The 18,012-nt window shown below is 44.8% G+C and carries 18 protein-coding genes; 15 read left to right on the top strand and 3 right to left on the bottom strand.

All coding sequences use genetic code 11. The features are described from left to right. Positions 1 to 60: 60 nt before the first annotated feature. From nadB to nadA, 3 genes are read left to right on the top strand one after another with little or no spacing between them, the layout of a single operon-like run. Complete coding sequence (gene nadB / locus ACOJQI_RS17190; RefSeq protein WP_421380150.1) at positions 61 to 1,653, top strand: L-aspartate oxidase; 1,593 nt, start codon at positions 61 to 63, stop codon at positions 1,651 to 1,653. Beyond that, positions 1,622 to 2,455, top strand: coding sequence for a carboxylating nicotinate-nucleotide diphosphorylase (gene nadC / locus ACOJQI_RS17185; protein ID WP_421380148.1), 834 nt, complete (start codon positions 1,622 to 1,624; stop codon positions 2,453 to 2,455). Before nadB ends, nadC begins: the two co-directional genes overlap by 32 nt. Before the next feature lie 30 nt (positions 2,456 to 2,485). Beyond that, positions 2,486 to 3,592, top strand: a complete 1,107-nt coding sequence (gene nadA, locus ACOJQI_RS17180) for a quinolinate synthase NadA (protein ID WP_421385500.1) — start codon at positions 2,486 to 2,488, stop codon at positions 3,590 to 3,592. Positions 3,593 to 3,680: 88 nt separating this feature from the next. On the opposite strand, the gene ACOJQI_RS17175 is transcribed toward nadA, so the two are convergent. Continuing rightward, positions 3,681 to 4,157: a tetratricopeptide repeat protein gene (locus ACOJQI_RS17175; protein WP_421380146.1), complete on the bottom strand. Its 477-nt coding sequence runs from the start codon at positions 4,155 to 4,157 to the stop codon at positions 3,681 to 3,683. Positions 4,158 to 4,378: 221 nt separating this feature from the next. Between ACOJQI_RS17175 and safA the strand changes: the two genes are divergently transcribed. From safA to yajC, 10 genes are all read left to right on the top strand, one after another. Further along, positions 4,379 to 5,851, top strand: a complete 1,473-nt coding sequence (gene safA / locus ACOJQI_RS17170) for a SafA/ExsA family spore coat assembly protein (RefSeq protein ID WP_421380144.1) — start codon at positions 4,379 to 4,381, stop codon at positions 5,849 to 5,851. Further along, the gene (locus tag ACOJQI_RS17165) at positions 5,832 to 6,806 is read left to right on the top strand and encodes a phosphotransferase (RefSeq protein ID WP_421385499.1); all 975 of its coding nucleotides are present in this window, start codon (positions 5,832 to 5,834) and stop codon (positions 6,804 to 6,806) included. Before safA ends, ACOJQI_RS17165 begins: the two co-directional genes overlap by 20 nt. Before the next feature lie 125 nt (positions 6,807 to 6,931). After that, positions 6,932 to 7,654 (top strand): YhcN/YlaJ family sporulation lipoprotein, encoded by a 723-nt coding sequence (locus ACOJQI_RS17160; RefSeq protein WP_421380142.1) that lies wholly within the window; start codon positions 6,932 to 6,934, stop codon positions 7,652 to 7,654. A gap of 91 nt (positions 7,655 to 7,745) precedes the next feature. Further along, entirely contained in the window at positions 7,746 to 8,408 is a 663-nt protein-coding gene (locus tag ACOJQI_RS17155; protein ID WP_421380140.1) for a BofC C-terminal domain-containing protein, read from the top strand. 448 nt (positions 8,409 to 8,856) lie between these two features. After that, complete coding sequence (gene ruvA, locus ACOJQI_RS17150) at positions 8,857 to 9,465, top strand: Holliday junction branch migration protein RuvA (RefSeq protein ID WP_421380138.1); 609 nt, start codon at positions 8,857 to 8,859, stop codon at positions 9,463 to 9,465. A 24-nt stretch (positions 9,466 to 9,489) separates the two neighbouring features. After that, a complete protein-coding gene (ruvB, locus tag ACOJQI_RS17145; protein WP_421380136.1) occupies positions 9,490 to 10,491 on the top strand; it encodes a Holliday junction branch migration DNA helicase RuvB in 1,002 nt (333 codons plus the stop codon). After that, entirely contained in the window at positions 10,488 to 10,694 is a 207-nt protein-coding gene (locus tag ACOJQI_RS17140; RefSeq protein ID WP_421380134.1) for a DUF2905 domain-containing protein, read from the top strand. The genes ruvB and ACOJQI_RS17140 overlap by 4 nt, the downstream gene beginning before the upstream one ends. A 30-nt stretch (positions 10,695 to 10,724) precedes the next feature. Continuing rightward, complete coding sequence (gene queA, locus ACOJQI_RS17135; protein ID WP_421380132.1) at positions 10,725 to 11,753, top strand: tRNA preQ1(34) S-adenosylmethionine ribosyltransferase-isomerase QueA; 1,029 nt, start codon at positions 10,725 to 10,727, stop codon at positions 11,751 to 11,753. A 22-nt stretch (positions 11,754 to 11,775) separates the two neighbouring features. After that, entirely contained in the window at positions 11,776 to 12,915 is a 1,140-nt protein-coding gene (gene tgt, locus ACOJQI_RS17130; RefSeq protein ID WP_421380130.1) for a tRNA guanosine(34) transglycosylase Tgt, read from the top strand. Between the two features lie 59 nt (positions 12,916 to 12,974). Then, complete coding sequence (gene yajC / locus ACOJQI_RS17125; protein WP_421380128.1) at positions 12,975 to 13,235, top strand: preprotein translocase subunit YajC; 261 nt, start codon at positions 12,975 to 12,977, stop codon at positions 13,233 to 13,235. 42 nt (positions 13,236 to 13,277) lie between these two features. Here the strand turns inward: yajC and ACOJQI_RS17120 are convergent, their stop codons facing one another. After that, positions 13,278 to 13,646 (bottom strand): TIGR04086 family membrane protein, encoded by a 369-nt coding sequence (locus tag ACOJQI_RS17120; RefSeq protein ID WP_421380126.1) that lies wholly within the window; start codon positions 13,644 to 13,646, stop codon positions 13,278 to 13,280. A 194-nt stretch (positions 13,647 to 13,840) separates the two neighbouring features. Here ACOJQI_RS17120 and ACOJQI_RS17115 point away from each other — a divergent pair, with 194 nt between their 5' ends. Together ACOJQI_RS17115 and ACOJQI_RS17110 are read left to right on the top strand one after the other, a co-directional pair. Next, positions 13,841 to 15,136 carry an ArsB/NhaD family transporter gene (locus ACOJQI_RS17115; protein ID WP_421380124.1) on the top strand — a complete coding sequence of 432 codons (1,296 nt, stop codon included), beginning with the start codon at positions 13,841 to 13,843 and terminating at the stop codon, positions 15,134 to 15,136. A 532-nt stretch (positions 15,137 to 15,668) separates the two neighbouring features. After that, positions 15,669 to 16,313, top strand: a complete 645-nt coding sequence (locus ACOJQI_RS17110) for a DUF421 domain-containing protein (RefSeq protein ID WP_421380122.1) — start codon at positions 15,669 to 15,671, stop codon at positions 16,311 to 16,313. 37 nt (positions 16,314 to 16,350) lie between these two features. On the opposite strand, the gene spoVB is transcribed toward ACOJQI_RS17110, so the two are convergent. Next, positions 16,351 to 17,901 carry a stage V sporulation protein B gene (gene spoVB / locus ACOJQI_RS17105; protein WP_421380120.1) on the bottom strand — a complete coding sequence of 517 codons (1,551 nt, stop codon included), beginning with the start codon at positions 17,899 to 17,901 and terminating at the stop codon, positions 16,351 to 16,353. Positions 17,902 to 18,012 lie beyond the last annotated feature (111 nt).

Raw genomic sequence — 18,012 nt, 5'->3', positions numbered from 1 at the left:
GTTTAAATATGTGTAAATATATGTGTCAAGACACCTGTAAAATATGTGGAGGGGTCATAGGTGAAAAAAGCAGACGTAATCATTGTCGGAAGCGGGCTTGCAGCTCTGCAGACCGCACGGGAGTTAAGTCCGGATTTGAATGTGATGATTATCACAAAGGGACAAAGAAGAGGAAGCAACTCATATATGGCACAAGGCGGCATTGCAGCCGCTGTTGCCAAAGATGACAATATAGTGAAGCATTTTCAGGATACGATAGAAGCAGGAAGAGGGCACCATCTGGAAGATGAAGTGATGGACCTCGTAAAAGAGGGCAGGGAGATCGTCCTTAAACTTGTAACGGAAGGGGCCCCTTTTGACCGGAACAGGGACGGTTCGTTGTGCTTGGGAATGGAAGGAGCCCACAGTGCCAGCCGGATCCTTCACTGCGGCGGGGATGAGACTGGCCGGTTTTTAATTGAGCATTTATTGAAAACCCTTACAGACGCTGTCACCTGGATTGAGGGTGAGATGGTGTTTGAATTGATCCAGGACAGCAATGGAAGATGCTCAGGCGTTAACACGATGGACCGTTCAGGAACGGTACATTCATATATGGCCCCCTGCGTTGTCCTGGCAGCAGGCGGGGCAGGCGGATTATATTCCTCCACTTCCAATCATCCTACCGTCACCGGTGATGGGATGGCTTTGGCGTTCAGGGCAGGGGCGTATATAGCCGATGCAGAATTCATACAGTTTCACCCTACTCTTCTTTATGTGGATGGTAAGACAAAAGGGCTGGTATCAGAAGCGGTCAGGGGAGAAGGAGCCCAGTTAGTGAATGACACTGGTGAGCGAATCATGGAAGGTATTCACCCGTTGAAAGAACTGGCTCCAAGACATGTGGTGGCACAGGAGATTTTCAAGCAGAGGCAGATGGGAAAGGAAGTCTATTTATCAATTAATCTAATAAACAACTTTGAGGAAAAATTTCCATCAATTTCAGCGATGTGCAGAGAAAACGGTATTGATTTATCCCGCGGAAAAATTCCAGTATCGCCGGGCTGCCATTTTATGATGGGCGGAGTTGTCATTGATTCTGTGGGCAAGACCAATATTGAAGGCCTTTTTGCGGTAGGTGAAGTGGCCTGCAGCGGTGTCCATGGTGCTAACAGGCTTGCAAGCAATTCACTGCTGGAAGGGCTCGTTTATGGCAAAAGGCTGGCTCAATGGATAAACAGTCAAAAGAACCTTCTTATCCAATACAGATCAGTAGAATCAGAGATTAACAAGGATATCAAAGTAAAAAGGTCCATCAACACTTTTGAAGTGAAAGAATTTCAAGCGCGAATGATGGATTCAGCAGGAATCATAAGAGACGAAGTCAAGCTTCAAGCCCATTTGAACTGGCTGCAATCGATTGACTTTCAGCATGATGAAAGATTGGACACTCTTCAACCAAACGAAATTCAAAAGTATTTCATGTGGATCAACAGCTTGATTGTGACAAAGGCGGCACTTTTAAGAACTGAGAGCAGAGGAGGCCATATCAGGGACGATTTCCCGGAAGAGAATGATTCTTTTTGGATGAAAAGGCGGATCGTGCATGCATTTAAAGATGGAGAAATGAGGACGTGGTTGGATGAACAAGTTAAAACTAAAATCTATGCTTGAGCAGTTTTTCCTTGAGGACCTTGGAGATGGGGACCTTAGCTCTCAAGCCTTATTCACTGAAAAAGATCAAAGTCGATTTCATTTTATTGCAAAAGAAGCGGGAGTGTTTTGCGGCGGGGAAATCATCCTCACTGGGTTCCACACTATGAACCCAAATATCGATGTGAAAGTTCACGTTGAAGATGGCAATAGAATTGGTCCTGGCACGCTGATAGCGGAAATTGCCGGGCCTTCAGCCGATCTCCTTCAGGCAGAGCGGGTGATACTGAACCTGGTACAGAGAATGAGCGGGATTGCGACACAGACTGCGGCGGTCGTCGATCTGGTAAAAGATTATCCAGTACGGATCTGTGATACACGTAAAACAACACCAGGGCTCCGGATGCTTGAAAAATATGCTGTGAGATGCGGCGGAGGGTTCAACCATCGCAATGGCTTGTATGATGCGGTCATGTTAAAAGACAATCACATATCATTTAAAGGCTCAATTTCAACAGCTATAGAAGAGGTTAAGGCCAAGCTCGGGCACACAGTCAAGGTGGAGGTAGAGATCGAAACCCGTGAAGGATTGGCTGAAGCCGTTGAAAGCGGGGCAGATATCATCATGTTTGATAACCGGACACCAAAAGAAATTGAAGAATGGATCCAGGAGGTACCGGCCCATATCACTACGGAAGCATCAGGCGGTATCCAGATGGAAAATGTAGCTGAGTATGCAAGATCGGGTGTCCAGTATATATCGCTGGGATTCTTGACACACAGCGCTAAAGGACTTGATATAAGTGCCAAAGTGTTGAAATAACAACGGGCATAATGAAAGGGGAAATCAATGGTGAGTATTTTACAGACGTTAACGAAAAACAGGTATGAACTTCCTGAAAAATACAAGAACATGTCCGTTGAGGAGATGGAGGAGAGGGTAAGGGAAATCAAAGCACAACTGGGGACAAAACTGTTTATTCCCGGGCATCATTATCAAAAAGATGAAGTCATCCAGTTTGCTGACACCACAGGGGATTCACTTCAGCTTGCCCAAGTTTCGGCGGCTAACAGTGAAGCGGAGTTCATCGTCTTTTGCGGTGTCCATTTCATGGCGGAAACAGCTGACATTCTTACAACAGAAAATCAAAAAGTCATCCTTCCGGATATGAGAGCAGGCTGTTCAATGGCTGACATGGCGGATATCCATCAAACGGAAAGGGCATGGGAACTGCTTCAAAGCCAATTCGGGGATACAATCCTTCCGCTCACATACGTGAATTCCACCGCAGCCATCAAATCATTCGTAGGCAAGAATGGGGGAGCGACCGTGACTTCCTCTAATGCTCATAAAATGGTGGAATGGGCTCTTCAACAGAAGGAAAGGATCCTTTTCCTTCCTGACCAGCATCTTGGAAGAAATACAGCAGCAGATCTGGGGATCAGCCTGAATGACATGGCTGTCTGGGATCCAATAAAAAATGAGCTGATATACGATGGAGATGCAGACCGGATTAAAGTCATCCTTTGGAAGGGACATTGTTCCGTACATGAGAATTTCACGCTTAAAAATATTGCTGAAGTAAGGGAACAGTATCCGGAAATGAATATCATCGTCCATCCGGAATGCCGCAGAGAGGTAGTGGAAGCCTCTGACGATAATGGCTCAACTAAATATATCATTGAAACCATCAAAAATGCGGCACCGGGAACATCTTGGGCAATCGGAACGGAAATGAACCTGGTTAAAAGGCTGATCAACGAGCATAAAGATAAACATATCATTTCCTTGAACCCGCATATGTGCCCTTGCTTAACGATGAATCGCATTGATCTTCCTCATTTGCTTTGGTCTTTGGAAAACATCGTAGATAATACTCCTGAAAATATCATCAAAGTAGACGAAGACGTTGCACATAATGCCGTTCTTGCTCTGGACCGAATGCTGGCAAGAGCATAATGTTTAGAGGATCAGTCCGGAAGCTCAGCCGAGTCCTGGACTGATCGTGTTTTATGGAAGCGAGACAGCTTCCCTTTAATGAAAGCCGCTACTTCCAAACCTCATCAATATCCTCACTATAAAATGCCAGGGCTCTTTCATATTTTTTGATCCAATCATTGGAAGAATCCGGGACAAGAGTCTTAAGCATAAGTGTAAAAGATTCTTTGTGCTCCCCCATGTTGTAGAGAGTCAAGGCATAAAAGACCTTCAAAGCCGGATTATGGGGAAATTCATCCAATCCTTCAGCCAAAGCATCCCGGGCAAATTGATATTCACCAATGCACCTGTAGCTGCTCCCTAATTGTATATAGGCTGCTTCACGCAACTCACCTGAAATGCCATTCTCCAAGGCGCGGCGGTAGTAAGGGATGGCAAGCTTTTCAAAGCCCAATGAATCATTTGCCGCCCCGCAGTAAAAATTGATTTCCGGATCTTCCGGGGACTCATTCACAAGAGTCTCTAATAACACTTTCGCTTCTTCATATTGTTTATTCTCCAGTTTAGATACAGCTTTCGAAAGCATGTCATTCACTCCATTTCATCTGCATAAATGAATCCTACCACCGATATAAAAAAACTGGAAGCGGCCTGCTGTAAAAAAACATAGTGTGAAAGGCTGAGGCACTCTCACCTGCAAAGGTATATTTATTTTTAAAAATTCATAAGTATTTGTGTAGATTATTATCACTTTGCCTATTTATTGACATAGGATATATAGACTTATGCCTGAGGAGGGAATAAATAGTGAAGATCCATATCGTACAAAAAGGAGATACTCTTTGGAATATCAGCAAGAAATATGGCGTGAATTTCGAAGAGTTAAAAAAGATGAATGCCCAGCTGTCAAATCCGGATATGATCATGCCTGGTATGAAAATAAAAGTTCCGACATCAGGCGGGATGGTTAAAAAGGAAATGGCAGCGAAGAAAGAAATGCCGATGAAGGAGATGCCGAAAGCAGAGCATCCTTTCGCACAGCAAAAGCCGGCTGCCATGCCGGTGCAGCAGCCTAAGAAGGAAGCCATCAAGCCAAAGAAGGAAATGCCTGTCAAGGAAATGCCGAAGAAGCCATATACGCCTAAGATGCCGCAGCCGGTCATCCCGGAAATCGATATAAACAACTATTACATGATGAATATGGCGAATATGCAAATGCAAACGCAGCCGCAAGCAATGCCAAAAGCGCCGAAGGCACCTGTTATGCCGAAGACGCCTAAGGCTCCTCAAGTGCTTCCGGAAGCAGAAAAGGCACCTCAAAAGATGCCGAAAGTACCAAAAGCCCCGACATTGCCTAAACCACAGGAAATGCCGGACGCAGTTGCTGGTATCCAGGATGAAGAAAGTCCGGAGAGCCCGCAGATGCAAATGCCTTATCCGCAGCAGCCAATGCAGGATTATTGCTATCCAGTATCACCAGTAATGCCTGGAAGCGGTTTAGGGCCGATGCAAGGCGGCTATCCAATGCAAGGCGGTTACCCGATGCAAGGGGGTTATCCGATGCAGGGCGGTTATCCAATGGGACCTGCGGGGCAGGTACAGGGTGCCTCAATGATGCCGCAAGGTCTGCCTGGCATGCAGCAGATGCCGATGGGATACGAAGAAGAGTCCTCTTCATTCATGCCTTATATGCCTCAGCAGCAAATGGCTCCAATGGGTAATCCAATGATGGGACCAATGGGTTCACCTTCTGCTGTAGCAGGAGTACAGGATGAGGATGATTACCCGACTGCTCAGATGCCGATGGGAGGCATGCAGCCGCAAATGGCTCCATATCCAGGAATGGGACCAGGAATGGGCCCAGGAATGATGGGACCGGATAATTGTTATCCAGTATCACCGGTAATGCCGGGATCAGGATTCGGCAATCCGGGCTATGGAAATCCTGGAATGACTTCTCCAGCCGGGTACGGCAATCCAGGGCCGGGTTATGGCAATCCCTATGGACAGATGCCGCAGGTTCAGGGAGCTATGATGGAAGAGTCACCAGGTATGTACGGTGCACCGATGCAGCAAGGAGGCTGCGGCTGTGGCGGTCCTGCACCGATAGGCCATTATGGACCGGGAATGGGAGCTGCCGGAATGCCTGGAACTCCATATGGTCCAGGTCCGATGTCTCCTTACGGCCAGGGCATGATGCAGCCTGGAGCAGGATATCCAGGAATGTACGGCCCGGGACCATTCGGCATGCCTCGTTTTGATGATGATTTCGAAGATTAATGACAGCGGTGGAGACGGTTTTCAGTATCGTCTCCTTTTATTTTTACAAAATAAATTGGGAGACAAGGACATCAGGCTTGAGGAAATAAAGAAAGACAAGTGGCTTCTCCATACAGATCAGGAATTTTGGTTTCTAAAACTATATCCGAATAAACATAAATTTCAGCTTCAGAAAAATGTGACAGAAGCCCTGCGTTTGGAGGGCTTTAAAAAGGTGCCTGGATACCACCCCATCCATGAGACTGACAAATTAGAATGTGATGGAAAGACTGCCGGTTTGACAGAATGGATCAAGACTAATGGGATTTTCTCTTATCTTTCACCAAATGAAAGACAAAATGCACTTTCCGTTTTGAATGAATTTCACCAATATTCCAGAAAAGTACTGTCAAAGGGGAAATTCCCGGCCCTTCCGAAACAGAAATTGACCGATAAATGGGGTTTGAGACTGGAAGAGTTTATCAGGAATAAGCAGAAATTGAGTGTATATGTACCGCCGGCGGTCATTGACACTTATATTCAATATGGTGAAAAAGCACTTCAGCAGCTCATCCGACAAGGCTTTTCCAATGATTATTGCATCCTCCATGGAGATGTTGCCCATCACAACTTTTTACGTGATCAAAACAATCAACTGTTCATAATCGACTTGGACTTGATTACTGAGGGACCTCCAGAAATTGATTATATCCAATTTGCAAACCGGATCTTTCCATATATCAACTGGTCATTAGCAGAACTTTGGAAACATGATCCCTTCCCGGATTATAAGGGGAACAGAACCTTTTTATATGCCCTCCTTTTTCCTTCTGATGTTTTCAGGGAATGGAACCGATTCTTCCGGGAGGGACCTGGTTATCAAAAAAATGTATGGAGTTACCTGATGGCTCTGACGGTTCATCAGTTTCATGCAAGAATGGTGTGCTGCAGGGATATTCAAAAAAGCTTGAATTGATAAGAATCCAAAATCAGGAGCGGCCGCCAGCTTTTTGCGGCGATAAATCAGAATCATCCTTCAGAGTTTTCCGCAACCTAACAAAGAGCAATAATGCTCAAAGTATGCGGAAGAGGGTGACTTCATTGCATAAGAAGCTTTTGCTTATTCCAATATCTGCAATGTTCCTGGGGGCCTGTAACGGTGCTGAAAATGCTGCCGGCGGGCAAAATGACAACCAATATGAACCAATGGGATTCTACTCCAACGAGGGACATGGAAATGACAAAAACGATGACAGGGACGGCCCTCTTACAGAATGGTATGATCATTCGATCGGCCAGGAAGGGCAGGCCATCAGAGAAGGCAAGAGACAATACCTTCAAGTAAAAGACGAGTATGGAAACCCGCAAAATCCTTCCAAGCCATTGGCGGAGAATGATCGCAATTTCTTCCTGCAGGATGGAAGGGCCAGTCATGGAGATGCAAATTATCATGGGCATCTTGACGATAACACCAGAAAGGCAAGGCAGTCCTATTACACGGCTTATGAAGGAGACCTTGCTGAAAAAATCGGAGATGTAACAGCAGCAGTCGAGAATGTGAATGATGTCAGGTCCGTGACGTATGGGACGGATGTATTGATTGCTGTTGACCTTGATGACCACAGCAGATTCGAACAGACAAAGAAGGAAATCGAGCGTGCTGTCAAGCCTTATTTAAAGGGAAGGACAGTTACGGTTGCAGCAGATGAAGGGACGTTCAGCCGCCTGAGGAATATTGACAACGACTTGCGTGACGGCGGACCTCGTGAAGCGATCCAAATGGATATTCACGATATCATCAGATCAATAAGAGGTGACGGATAAAGCGGGGAAGCAAATTCCTCGCTTTTTTTGCTTTCATTACCGAGTGCGTGTAGAAAATTATCCCTTTTTAGGGGGATAGGATTGTTAAAAAATGGTCAGGCTATTGGTAGTGATGGAAGAAATGTCTTTGCATATCGGCCAAGGTAAAGAGTTTAAACTATTAGAGTTCGAGGTGATCACGATGACGGTTAAGATTCGAATCGTGTTTATGGTATTGCTTCTTATTGGTGCGTTCTATTTTACGTTTTTCCATGATGATGGAAGTATTCAAAAAGAAGCAGCAGAAAATCCGGCGGCGGAACAGGCAGATGCTGCTCCTGAACCTGCAGCCCATACAGTGGATGTTATTTTGGAACGGGTTTATCTGGATGGAGAGATAAGCGAGGAAATCAGATCCGAAACCATCTGGTCAATGGAGGACTTCTGGGCAGCCTATGCTGCGTGGGAACTTGTGGACATGTCGGATGAACAAGTGGTCTTCCGGCAGTCGGTAGATGATATTTCCCCACTATTGAAGTCAAATGGGTACTTCGGGATTTCAGAGGACGGTGTACTTTCCATTTTCAATGGGAAGCCGGGCCAGGCTGAGATCATTCAATCTTTTTTCCAGATTGATATTAAAAGGCTTGAAAGCAAACAGCATGAAGACCTTGTCAGAGGCATCCCTGTAAAATCAAAACAGGGATATCAGCAGGTAATCCAAAGCTTTCAGCCATATTCACTTGATAATGATGACAATGCTTCTTTTGAGTAAACCGGCTAAACATGGCCGGTTATTTTTTTAATCTCTTTTCGTAAAAAATGTTGTTTTATAATATATTGTTGATTTCCGCTACAGGCGCACGACTCCGCGGGGCGGGCGGTGAGCCTCCTCGGCTGCGCCTGCGGGGTCTCACCTGTCCCGCTAGTCCCGCAGGAGGTCGGCACCTTCCGCTCCAATCACTTTTCGTGACAACACCTAAAAAAAAAACAATCTATATTTTTGAATGAGCCGTTTAATTATCCTAAAGAAGATTGAAGCAAGGAACATGTTTGGAATGAATTAACAAAGAATCAAGGTTTAATTCAACCAACCGGTGTCTTTCTCCTGTTTTTTTGGTAAAATAAGAACAGGTGTTTCGGGTGCGGGTGCTTCGGTGAACATCCCCCGATAATCTTATTCTTATGGTACAATGTAGTGATTAAGGGAGAGAAGACAATCAATGTATGAATATATAAATGGAATAGTAAAAAGAGTAGGGCCGGAATATGTTGTGCTTGAAAACGGAGGTATAGGTTATCAGATTTTCACAAGCAACCCATTCCTGTTTTCAAAGTATGAAAATCAAAATACGACCATCTATACATATCAACATGTAAGAGAAGATATTTTGGCTTTGTATGGATTTTTATCAATGGAAGAAAAATTGTTATTCATAAAGTTATTGAATGTTTCAGGGATCGGTCCCAAAGGTGCTCTTGCAATCCTTGCTTCGGGTGCCCCGGAACAGGTGATTTCAGCAATTGAAGGGGAAGACGAAAAATTTCTTACCAAGTTTCCTGGTGTAGGAAAAAAGACGGCTAGACAGATGATCCTCGATTTGAAAGGCAAACTGCAGGATGTCGTTCCGGACTATTTTCCAAACCTGTTTAATGAAGGTAAGCTGGAACCGGTATCATCAAATGATGAATTGGTTGAAGAGGCTGCTCTTGCATTGAAGGCGCTTGGATACTCTGAGAGGGAAATCAAAAAAGTAACGCCGAAGCTTTCGTCGCAAGGTAAAACGACTGATGAATTAATAAAGGATGCTTTGAAGTTGTTATTAAAATAATGAACAAGAAAGGGGGCGGAGCATTTGGAAGAGAGAGTTGTATCTTCTGAAGCCGAGACTAGTGATCATTCCTTTGAGCTTTCTTTAAGACCACAAACATTAAGCCAATATATTGGACAAGATAAAGTCAAGGATAATTTAAGTATCTTCATCGAGGCAGCAAGGATGAGGCAGGAAACGCTGGACCATGTCCTTTTATATGGGCCTCCGGGACTTGGGAAGACAACGCTGGCAGCTGTCATTGCCAATGAGATGGGAGTCAATCTAAGGACCACCTCGGGACCGGCAATTGAACGGCCTGGGGATCTTGCAGCCATTTTGACTTCTTTGGAGCCGGGAGATGTCCTTTTTATTGATGAAATCCACCGTCTCCCTCGTTCAATAGAGGAAGTGCTGTATCCGGCAATGGAGGATTTCTGTCTTGATATCGTCATTGGCAATGGACCCAGTGCCAGGTCTGTCCGGCTTGACCTGCCTCCTTTTACTTTGGTCGGCGCTACGACAAGGGCAGGGGCCCTTTCAGCTCCATTGAGGGACCGATTTGGAGTATTGAGCAGGCTGGAGTATTATAATGAGGAACAGCTTCGTGAAATAGTGATTCGAACTTCGGATATTTTAGGGACGGTAATCGACGGGCTTGCATCAGTTGAACTGGCAAGAAGGTCCAGGGGGACTCCGCGAATTGCCAACCGCCTGCTGCGGAGGGTCAGGGATTTTGCGCAGGTGAGAGGGAACGGAGAAATCACGACTGATTTGGCAAGCCATGCCCTTGAACTCCTTCAGGTTGATAAATTGGGACTTGATCACATTGATCATAAGTTATTAAAGGGAATCATTGAAAGATTTAAAGGAGGGCCGGTCGGCCTGGACACCATAGCTGCAAGCATTGGCGAGGAGTCCCACACGATAGAAGACGTATATGAGCCGTATCTGCTCCAAATTGGATTCTTACAGCGTACACCAAGGGGACGGGTTGTAACCACTATGGTATACGAACATTTCGGGCTGGAGGTTCCTAACGCATGACAGGGCTTCCAAAATTGATGATGGCTGCAGGGGCTGTTCTGCTGATTATCGGTTTTCTGATGGCCTTTACAAAGCTTGGCAGGCTTCCTGGTGATATCATCATAAAAAAAGAGAATTCAACATTTTATTTTCCATTGATGACCTCAATTATCGTCAGTGTTGTGTTATCATTGATTTTTTACGTTATTGGAAGATTTAAATAGCCACAAATAAATAAAAGTAAGGTGAGAGCTTTGAAGGTTGAAGATTTTGATTTCCACTTGCCAGAGGAATTAATTGCACAGACTCCTCTTGAAAAACGTTCCGAGAGCAGGCTGATGGCAATTGACCGGGAGACTGGAAGTTTACAGCATAAGAAATTTAAGGATATCACGGGCTTCCTTAAAGAAGGAGATTGTCTGGTATTGAACGACACACGTGTCCTTCCTGCCCGTTTGTTTGGTGTAAAAGAAGAAACAGGTGCCAAAATTGAAGTACTGCTTTTGAAGCAGGAAGAAGGAGATAAGTGGGAGACCCTTGTCAAACCTGCTAAACGAGTAAAGGTCGGAACCAAAGTCTCTTTTGGTGAAGGAAAACTGACTGCTGTATGCACGGAGGAAAAGGAACAGGGCGGCAGAACCATGGAGTTCCACTATGAAGGTATTTTCTACGAAGTACTGGATGAACTCGGGGAAATGCCTCTTCCACCGTATATCAGTGAAAAGCTGGAAGACCAGGACCGTTATCAAACGGTGTTTGCACGTGAAAGGGGATCAGCAGCTGCACCGACAGCAGGACTCCATTTTACGGAGGAACTTCTGGATGAAATCCGGGCTAAGGGTGTCCATGTTGCTTTCATTACTTTGCATGTTGGTCTCGGGACATTCCGTCCTGTATCTGTGGACAGTATTGAGGAGCATGATATGCATTCGGAATTTTACCAGATTACCGAAGGGACTGCCCGCCTTCTGAATGAAGTGAAAGAAAGCGGCGGCCGCATCATCACTGTGGGTACAACGTCTACCAGGACTTTGGAGACGATTGCCTCCAGGCATGACGGCAGATTCGTTGAGGAAAACGGCTGGACAGACATCTTCATCTATCCAGGTTATGAATTTAAAGCAATTGACGGGCTTGTTACCAACTTTCATCTGCCGAAGTCGACCCTGATCATGCTTGTCAGTGCTTTTACAAGCAGGGAGATTATCCTGAATGCATACAATACTGCTGTAGAGGAAAAGTACAGGTTTTTCAGCTTTGGCGACAGCATGCTGATCCTGTAAATATTGGAAGGAGATAGACGATTTGACTGCAATTCGTTATGAACATATCAAAACTTGTAAACAAACAGGAGCGCGTTTGGGAAGGGTCCATACTCCCCACGGCTCTTTTGACACCCCGGTATTCATGCCAGTCGGTACCTTGGCTACTGTTAAGACGATGTCACCGGAAGACCTGAAAGCCATGGAAGCGGGTATTATCCTGAGCAATACCTATCATCTCTGGCTCAGGCCCGGCCATGAAATTATAAGGGAAGCGGGCGGACTTCATAAATTCATGAACTGGGACCGCGCAATCCTGACTGATTCAGGCGGCTTCCAGGTATTCAGTCTTAGTGAGTTCCGCAAGATTGAAGAAGAAGGAGTACATTTCCGTAACCATCTCAATGGGGATAAATTGTTCTTGAGCCCTGAAAAGGCGATGGAAATCCAGAATGCTTTGGGTTCTGATATCATGATGGCATTTGATGAATGCCCTCCTTACCCAGCAGAGCGGGATTATATGAAACGCTCCGTGGAAAGAACTTCAAGATGGGCAGAACGCTGTCTTGAGGCGCATCAGCGCCCTCAGGACCAAGGATTGTTCGGCATTGTCCAAGGCGGGGAATATGAAGACCTTCGCCGTCAAAGTGCAAAAGATCTTGTGTCACTTGACTTCCCAGGGTACGCCGTTGGAGGACTCTCTGTTGGAGAGCCGAAGGATGTCATGAATAAGGTGCTTGAGTTTACGACTCCGTTGCTTCCTGATAACAAGCCTAGATACTTAATGGGTGTAGGCTCGCCTGATGCTTTGATCGATGGGGCTATCAGAGGGATAGACATGTTTGACTGTGTCCTCCCTACACGTATTGCAAGGAACGGCACATTGATGACGAGCAAAGGCCGCCTGGTCGTGAAGAATGCAAAATATGCAAGGGATTTCCGCCCGATCGACGAAAATTGTGACTGCTACACATGCCGTAATTATTCAAGAGCTTACATCCGCCATTTGATTAAATGTGACGAATCCTTTGGAATCAGGCTTACGACTTATCATAACCTTCATTTTCTGTTAAAATTAATGGAGCAAGTCAGACAAGCGATTCGAGAAGATCGTCTGGGGGACTTTAGAGAAGAATTTTTTGAAGCATACGGATATAACCGTCCGGACGCCAAAAACTTCTGATTTAGGGATGTTCTTCTTTTCTAAGAATACACATCCTAAACCGGAAAGGAGGTCAGAGAATGGATACTTTTGCTACATTAATACCTTTATTGCTGATGTTCGTACTTTTCTATTTCTTGCTGATCCGCCCTCAGCAAAAACGCCAGAAAGCGGTCCAGAATATGCAAAACGAACTGCAAAAAGGTGACAAAATCGTTACAATCGGCGGGCTGCATGGTTTCATCGACGCAATCGAAGAAGGTACAATCGTCGTGAAATGCGGAGATGGAAGCCGTCTTACATACGACAGAAACGCTGTCCGTGAAGTAATCAAAGCATAATTGTAAAAGCCCCGCATCGATGAATGCGGGGCTTTTCATTATTTATGAAGACTTTCCACCGCTGACATTAACACCGAGGATGCCGCCCATCATGCAGGTGACGATGAAGCAGGCATGATAAACAACCTGTTTCATTGAAAATAGGGAGTCGTACCCTAAATACTGAAATAAAAATACCCCAATTGAAAATAGTAATCCGGTAAGTCCCCCGAGAACCAGTCCTTTTTCTTTCCCCTTTCCACCCGACATGAAACCGCCGATAAATAGTGCCAAGAACGAAATGACTGTCACCGCCAGGCTGATTGAGCTTTCTTCAAGACTTGTGAAACGCAGCATAAGAGCAAATATTAAACTTGCTGCAATCGCAATGACCAAAATGGTCCCTGTACCATACAAAATCGCACTTCCCATTTTTTTTGCTTCTATGGTCTCCCTCTCCTTTCTGTTCACACATGAAAATAGCAAGCTTTTCCTAGTACAAGCATATTCACGAAAGAAAAAAATAGACTATAATTTTTACCGGCCAAGCCTCATACAATGATAGAAGCAGACAAGCTGGACAATCTTTCGTTAAATATACATAGGACATTAAAGGAGAGGGATGTATGTCACCCTTTATCATATTGGCGGTATTCACAGCCGTTTATCTTTTATTGATTACAGAGAAGTGGAACAGGGTCCTGGCCAGCATGGGCGGTGGAGTCGCCATGCTGTTAATCGGAGCCTTCTCAATCGAAAAGGCCTTATTTACTTATATAGACTGGAAAACCATCACACTCCTGTTTTCAATGATGCTGATTGTCACTGTCACCAGCAAGACAGGATTCTTTGAATTCCTCGCCATCAGGCTTGCCCAGGCAGTCAATGGAAATGGATTGGCACTTCTTGTTGTCTTTTCACTTCTTTCCGCAGTGGGGTCTGCTTTTTTAGCCAATGTGACCATTGCGATGCTTCTGGTACCGATCCTTTTCACTTTGACAAAGGTGCTGGACCTGCCGCCGCTGCCTTTTTTAGTCATGATGATTCTGGCCTGCAACATCGGCGGAACTGCTACATTGATTGGAGATCCACCGAATATGATGATCGGACAGGCGGTAAAGCATTTTACTTTTAATGCCTTCCTGCAAAATCTCCTTCCGGTATCAGCCCTCATCCTGCTGGTTACAATCATCATCATCAGCCTTCTGTATAAAGAGATATTGATTGTAAAGGAAGATAAGAAACTATTGTTGAAGGGAATCGATGCTAAAAGATATCTGAAGAAAAATAATGGGCTCGCTGCTTCCATAAGTGTGCTTGGGCTTGTGCTCTTGGGATTCTCTTTACATCCGGTTCTTCATCTTGATGTTACGTCCGTTGCATTGGCCGGGGCGGTACTGATCATGCTCCTGCTTGAGAAGGTATATGATCCTGAAGAAATATTAAGAGAAGTGGAATGGGGAACGTTATTCTTCTTCATCGGCCTCTTTTTACTCGTGGGCGGTATAGAAGAGGCCGGATTCATTGATGAAGCGGCAAGGGAGATCATCAAGCTGACAGAAGGAGATATGAAAACCACGGCCTTTGTCATCTTATGGGGAACCGGACTGCTGTCTGCGGTGGTTGATAATATTCCTTTTGTTGCAGCAATGATACCAGTCATCCAGGAGTTTCAGGAATTCGGTATGGTCAATATGGATCCTTTATGGTGGTCCTTGGCGCTGGGGGCTTGCCTTGGAGGCAACGGAACCCTGCTTGGTTCATCCTCAAACCTTGTCATTGTCGGTCTTGCAGCAAAGGAAAATGTACAGATTAAATTTTATCAGTATCTGCTGGTGGGTGTGCCCATCACCTTGATTTCACTTGCGGTATGCACGGTCTATGTCTACTTCAAATATATTGTGCCTTTCTTAGGCTCTTGAACATGTTGCAGAATTGGAAAAAGCCATCCTAATGTAAGTAGTTCAGTTTTGGGGTGCAAAACTAGAAAAAGCAGTGCCAAACGGACTGCTTTTTTACTATGAATTCGTAGTAAAAGTCACATAATAAATCCATTAATTGAGAAAGTCACAAAGGGAAAAGGAAGGGTACTTAAAATAAGGGAAAATTATTCCGTTAAACTGCATAATTCAGCGAAGGAGAGGTAAATTAGGGAAGGATTTTCCCTTAAGCATGCTCAGAAACCAAATTTTCATGGTTTTTAAGTAAATAGCGGAAAATTATTCCCTTATTTGACCTATTTTCCCCGACATTTCTTCTATAAGGGAAAATTGTTCCCTTATGGTACGAGCTAATGATGCTGGTTATTTTTTGGTCCCGTCGGTCCTCGCTATTTAGGAACAGGATGCCTGTCGTGAAGTACTCATGCGGGTTATAGTAAAACTTTCCTCTTATCTTTCCATTTTCCAAGAGCATAATAAATTGTGCAAACGTACCTGACAGGAGGAGAGGGACGTGGAGTATCTCATAATAGTTATTCGTACTATTTTTTTATATGCCGTTATATTATTTATTTTTCGGGTGATGGGGAAACGGGAAATCGGTGAATTAAGCCTGTTGGACCTCGTTGTATTTATCATGATTGCAGAAATGGCTGTGCTTGCGATTGAAGAACCGAATAGTCAATTGGTCAATACCCTGCTGCCCATGGGAGTACTTATGCTGATACAGATAGGAACAGCTTTTCTATCCTTGAAAAGTAAAAAATTCAGGGAGATTGTAGATGGAAAACCAATTGTTCTGATCAGTCATGGGAAAATAGATGAAAAGGCAATGAAGCGGCAGAGATATAACTTTGATGATTTGCTGCTGCAGCTCAGAGAGAAAGATGTCAGCAATGTTGCGGATGTTGAATTTGCAATTCTTGAGCCTTCAGGGACATTATCTGTAGTTAAAAAAGAAGACAATAAGGGAGAGGGGTCTTTGACTCTTCCGTTGATTCTCGACGGAATCATTCAACAGCAGCACCTTGAAATGATCGGAAAAAATGAGTTCTGGCTGAGGAAAAGGCTGCGGGAGAAAAATTTTCAGAACCTGGAGAAAATCTCATTTTGCAGTTTTCAGAATGGTCAATTCTATGTTGATTTGCGAGATGAATAAAAAAGCCATTTCCTGCGGTACACAGGAGATGGCTTTTCTAGTTAAGTACCAGCTTTCCAAAAAAGGGGATCCTTTTAAAATCGTCCTTACGGATTAATTTGAGGATTATGGACAGGACTACATAAAGAATGGATGTCACTAAAATACCGGCCAAAAGCCGCATGCCCATCGGCAGGTGATCCAGCACACTCATATACATATAATGACCGCTCAATCCTGAAATTGCCATGACAATCGCAAATTTTAAATAATCTCTTATATAGATTGTCATTGGCACGGTTTTTAGGATGGTGGCAAAATGAAGCATCGTGACAAGCATCATGCCAGTGACGATTCCAAGTGCAGCCCCATTGATTCCGAAGGCAGGCTGTGAAGCTAGTATAAAGATGATGGCCGTTTTCACAATGGCGCCAATAAGGCTGTTGATCATAGCGGCCCTTGCAAGGTCCAGTGCTTGAAGTACTGCCTGGAGAGGACCTTGATAGTAATAGAAAAGGAAGAATGGGGCCATGATCATCACAAATCCGGCGCCGCTGTTACTGCCGTACATCACGGTCATTAATGGCTCTGCAAACACAAACAGCAGGACTACGGCAATCCCGCCGGTGATAAGGCAGAATCTCAGGGCTTGTGTCAGCCGGTGTTCAATCAACAGAAAATTCTTTTGTTTATTGGCCTCACTTACTGCCGGCACCAGGGAAGTGGAAAGGGAGACCGTAATAAAGGACGGCAGGAATAATAAAGGAAGAGCAAAGCCTGTCAGGGAACCATATTGTTTAGTGGCAAGGGAAGTTGCCACACCTGCCAAAGCAAGGCTGTGGGCGACGACAATTGGCTCGAAGAACCAGGAAATGGAACCTATCAATCGGCTTCCTGTCGTCGGCAGAGCAACACTCATTAACTCGTTTAAAGTGGAGCGGCCAGACTTGACGGCATGGAAGAAATTTCGTCTTACCTTGAATTTTTTCTTTAGTTTAAAGGATGTAAACATATAAAGAAGAGAAGCTAATTCTCCTAACACTGATGCAACCATGGCTGCTGCTGCAGCGTATTCAATTCCATACGGGAGAAACGTTTTCGTCATGACCGCTATCAGAGAAATGCGCACAACCTGTTCGATGACTTGGGAAATGGCAGCAGGTTTCATATTCTGCCGTCCCTGGAAATAGCCCCTGATCACCGATGAGACAGCAACAATTGGGATGATTGGTGCAATGGCGACTAATGGGTAGTACGTCCGGCTGTCGGTGAAAAGGGTTTCTGATAAATATGGAGCAAGCAAAATCAATGCTGGTGTAAAGATTAAGGAAAGAGAGACAGTAATGGCCAATGAAACAGCCAGGATTTTCTTTACTTTCTTTATATCTCCCTGTACTTCCGCCTCCGCCACGCTTTTAGAAATCGCTACAGGAAGCCCCATTTGAGTAATGGTGATGACAAGGACCAGGGTAGGGTAAGCCATCATGAAAAGGCCAACACCCTCTTCACCGATGAACCGCGCTACGACAATCCTGTTGATGAATCCGAGAATCCTGGTAATCAAGGCAGCTCCCATCAAAATCATAGTGCCTTTCAAAAATTTAGACATCGTATTCCCTGCCTTCTCAAAAATCGTAATATCGTATACAATTATCTATATGCACCAGGATGGACAAAGCATGACAAGTTGTTGGCAATTAGAAATGGAGCGGGGGACAAA

The sequence above is a fragment of the Bacillus salacetis genome, assembly GCF_049177075.1.
Classification (GTDB): Bacteria; Bacillota; Bacilli; order Bacillales; family Bacillaceae_B; genus Rossellomorea; species Rossellomorea salacetis_A.
Note: the sequence above shows the minus strand (reverse complement) of the source record. Positions and strands in the feature narration are given on the sequence as shown.

Bases quoted from the DNA above. Each gene is read 5' to 3' on its own strand.
- ACOJQI_RS17115 (WP_421380124.1), top strand. From the start codon at position 13,841: ATGTCACCCTTTATCATATTGGCGGTATTCACAGCCGTTTATCTTTTA.
- ACOJQI_RS17140 (WP_421380134.1), top strand. From the start codon at position 10,488: ATGACAGGGCTTCCAAAATTGATGATGGCTGCAGGGGCTGTTCTGCTG.
- spoVB (WP_421380120.1), bottom strand. From the start codon at position 17,901: ATGTCTAAATTTTTGAAAGGCACTATGATTTTGATGGGAGCTGCCTTG.
- ACOJQI_RS17175 (WP_421380146.1), bottom strand. From the start codon at position 4,157: ATGCTTTCGAAAGCTGTATCTAAACTGGAGAATAAACAATATGAAGAA.
- ruvA (WP_421380138.1), top strand. From the start codon at position 8,857: ATGTATGAATATATAAATGGAATAGTAAAAAGAGTAGGGCCGGAATAT.
- nadC (WP_421380148.1), top strand. From the start codon at position 1,622: ATGAACAAGTTAAAACTAAAATCTATGCTTGAGCAGTTTTTCCTTGAG.
- ACOJQI_RS17165 (WP_421385499.1), top strand. From the start codon at position 5,832: ATGATGATTTCGAAGATTAATGACAGCGGTGGAGACGGTTTTCAGTAT.
- yajC (WP_421380128.1), top strand. From the start codon at position 12,975: ATGGATACTTTTGCTACATTAATACCTTTATTGCTGATGTTCGTACTT.
- ACOJQI_RS17155 (WP_421380140.1), top strand. From the start codon at position 7,746: ATGGTCAGGCTATTGGTAGTGATGGAAGAAATGTCTTTGCATATCGGC.
- ACOJQI_RS17120 (WP_421380126.1), bottom strand. From the start codon at position 13,646: ATGGGAAGTGCGATTTTGTATGGTACAGGGACCATTTTGGTCATTGCG.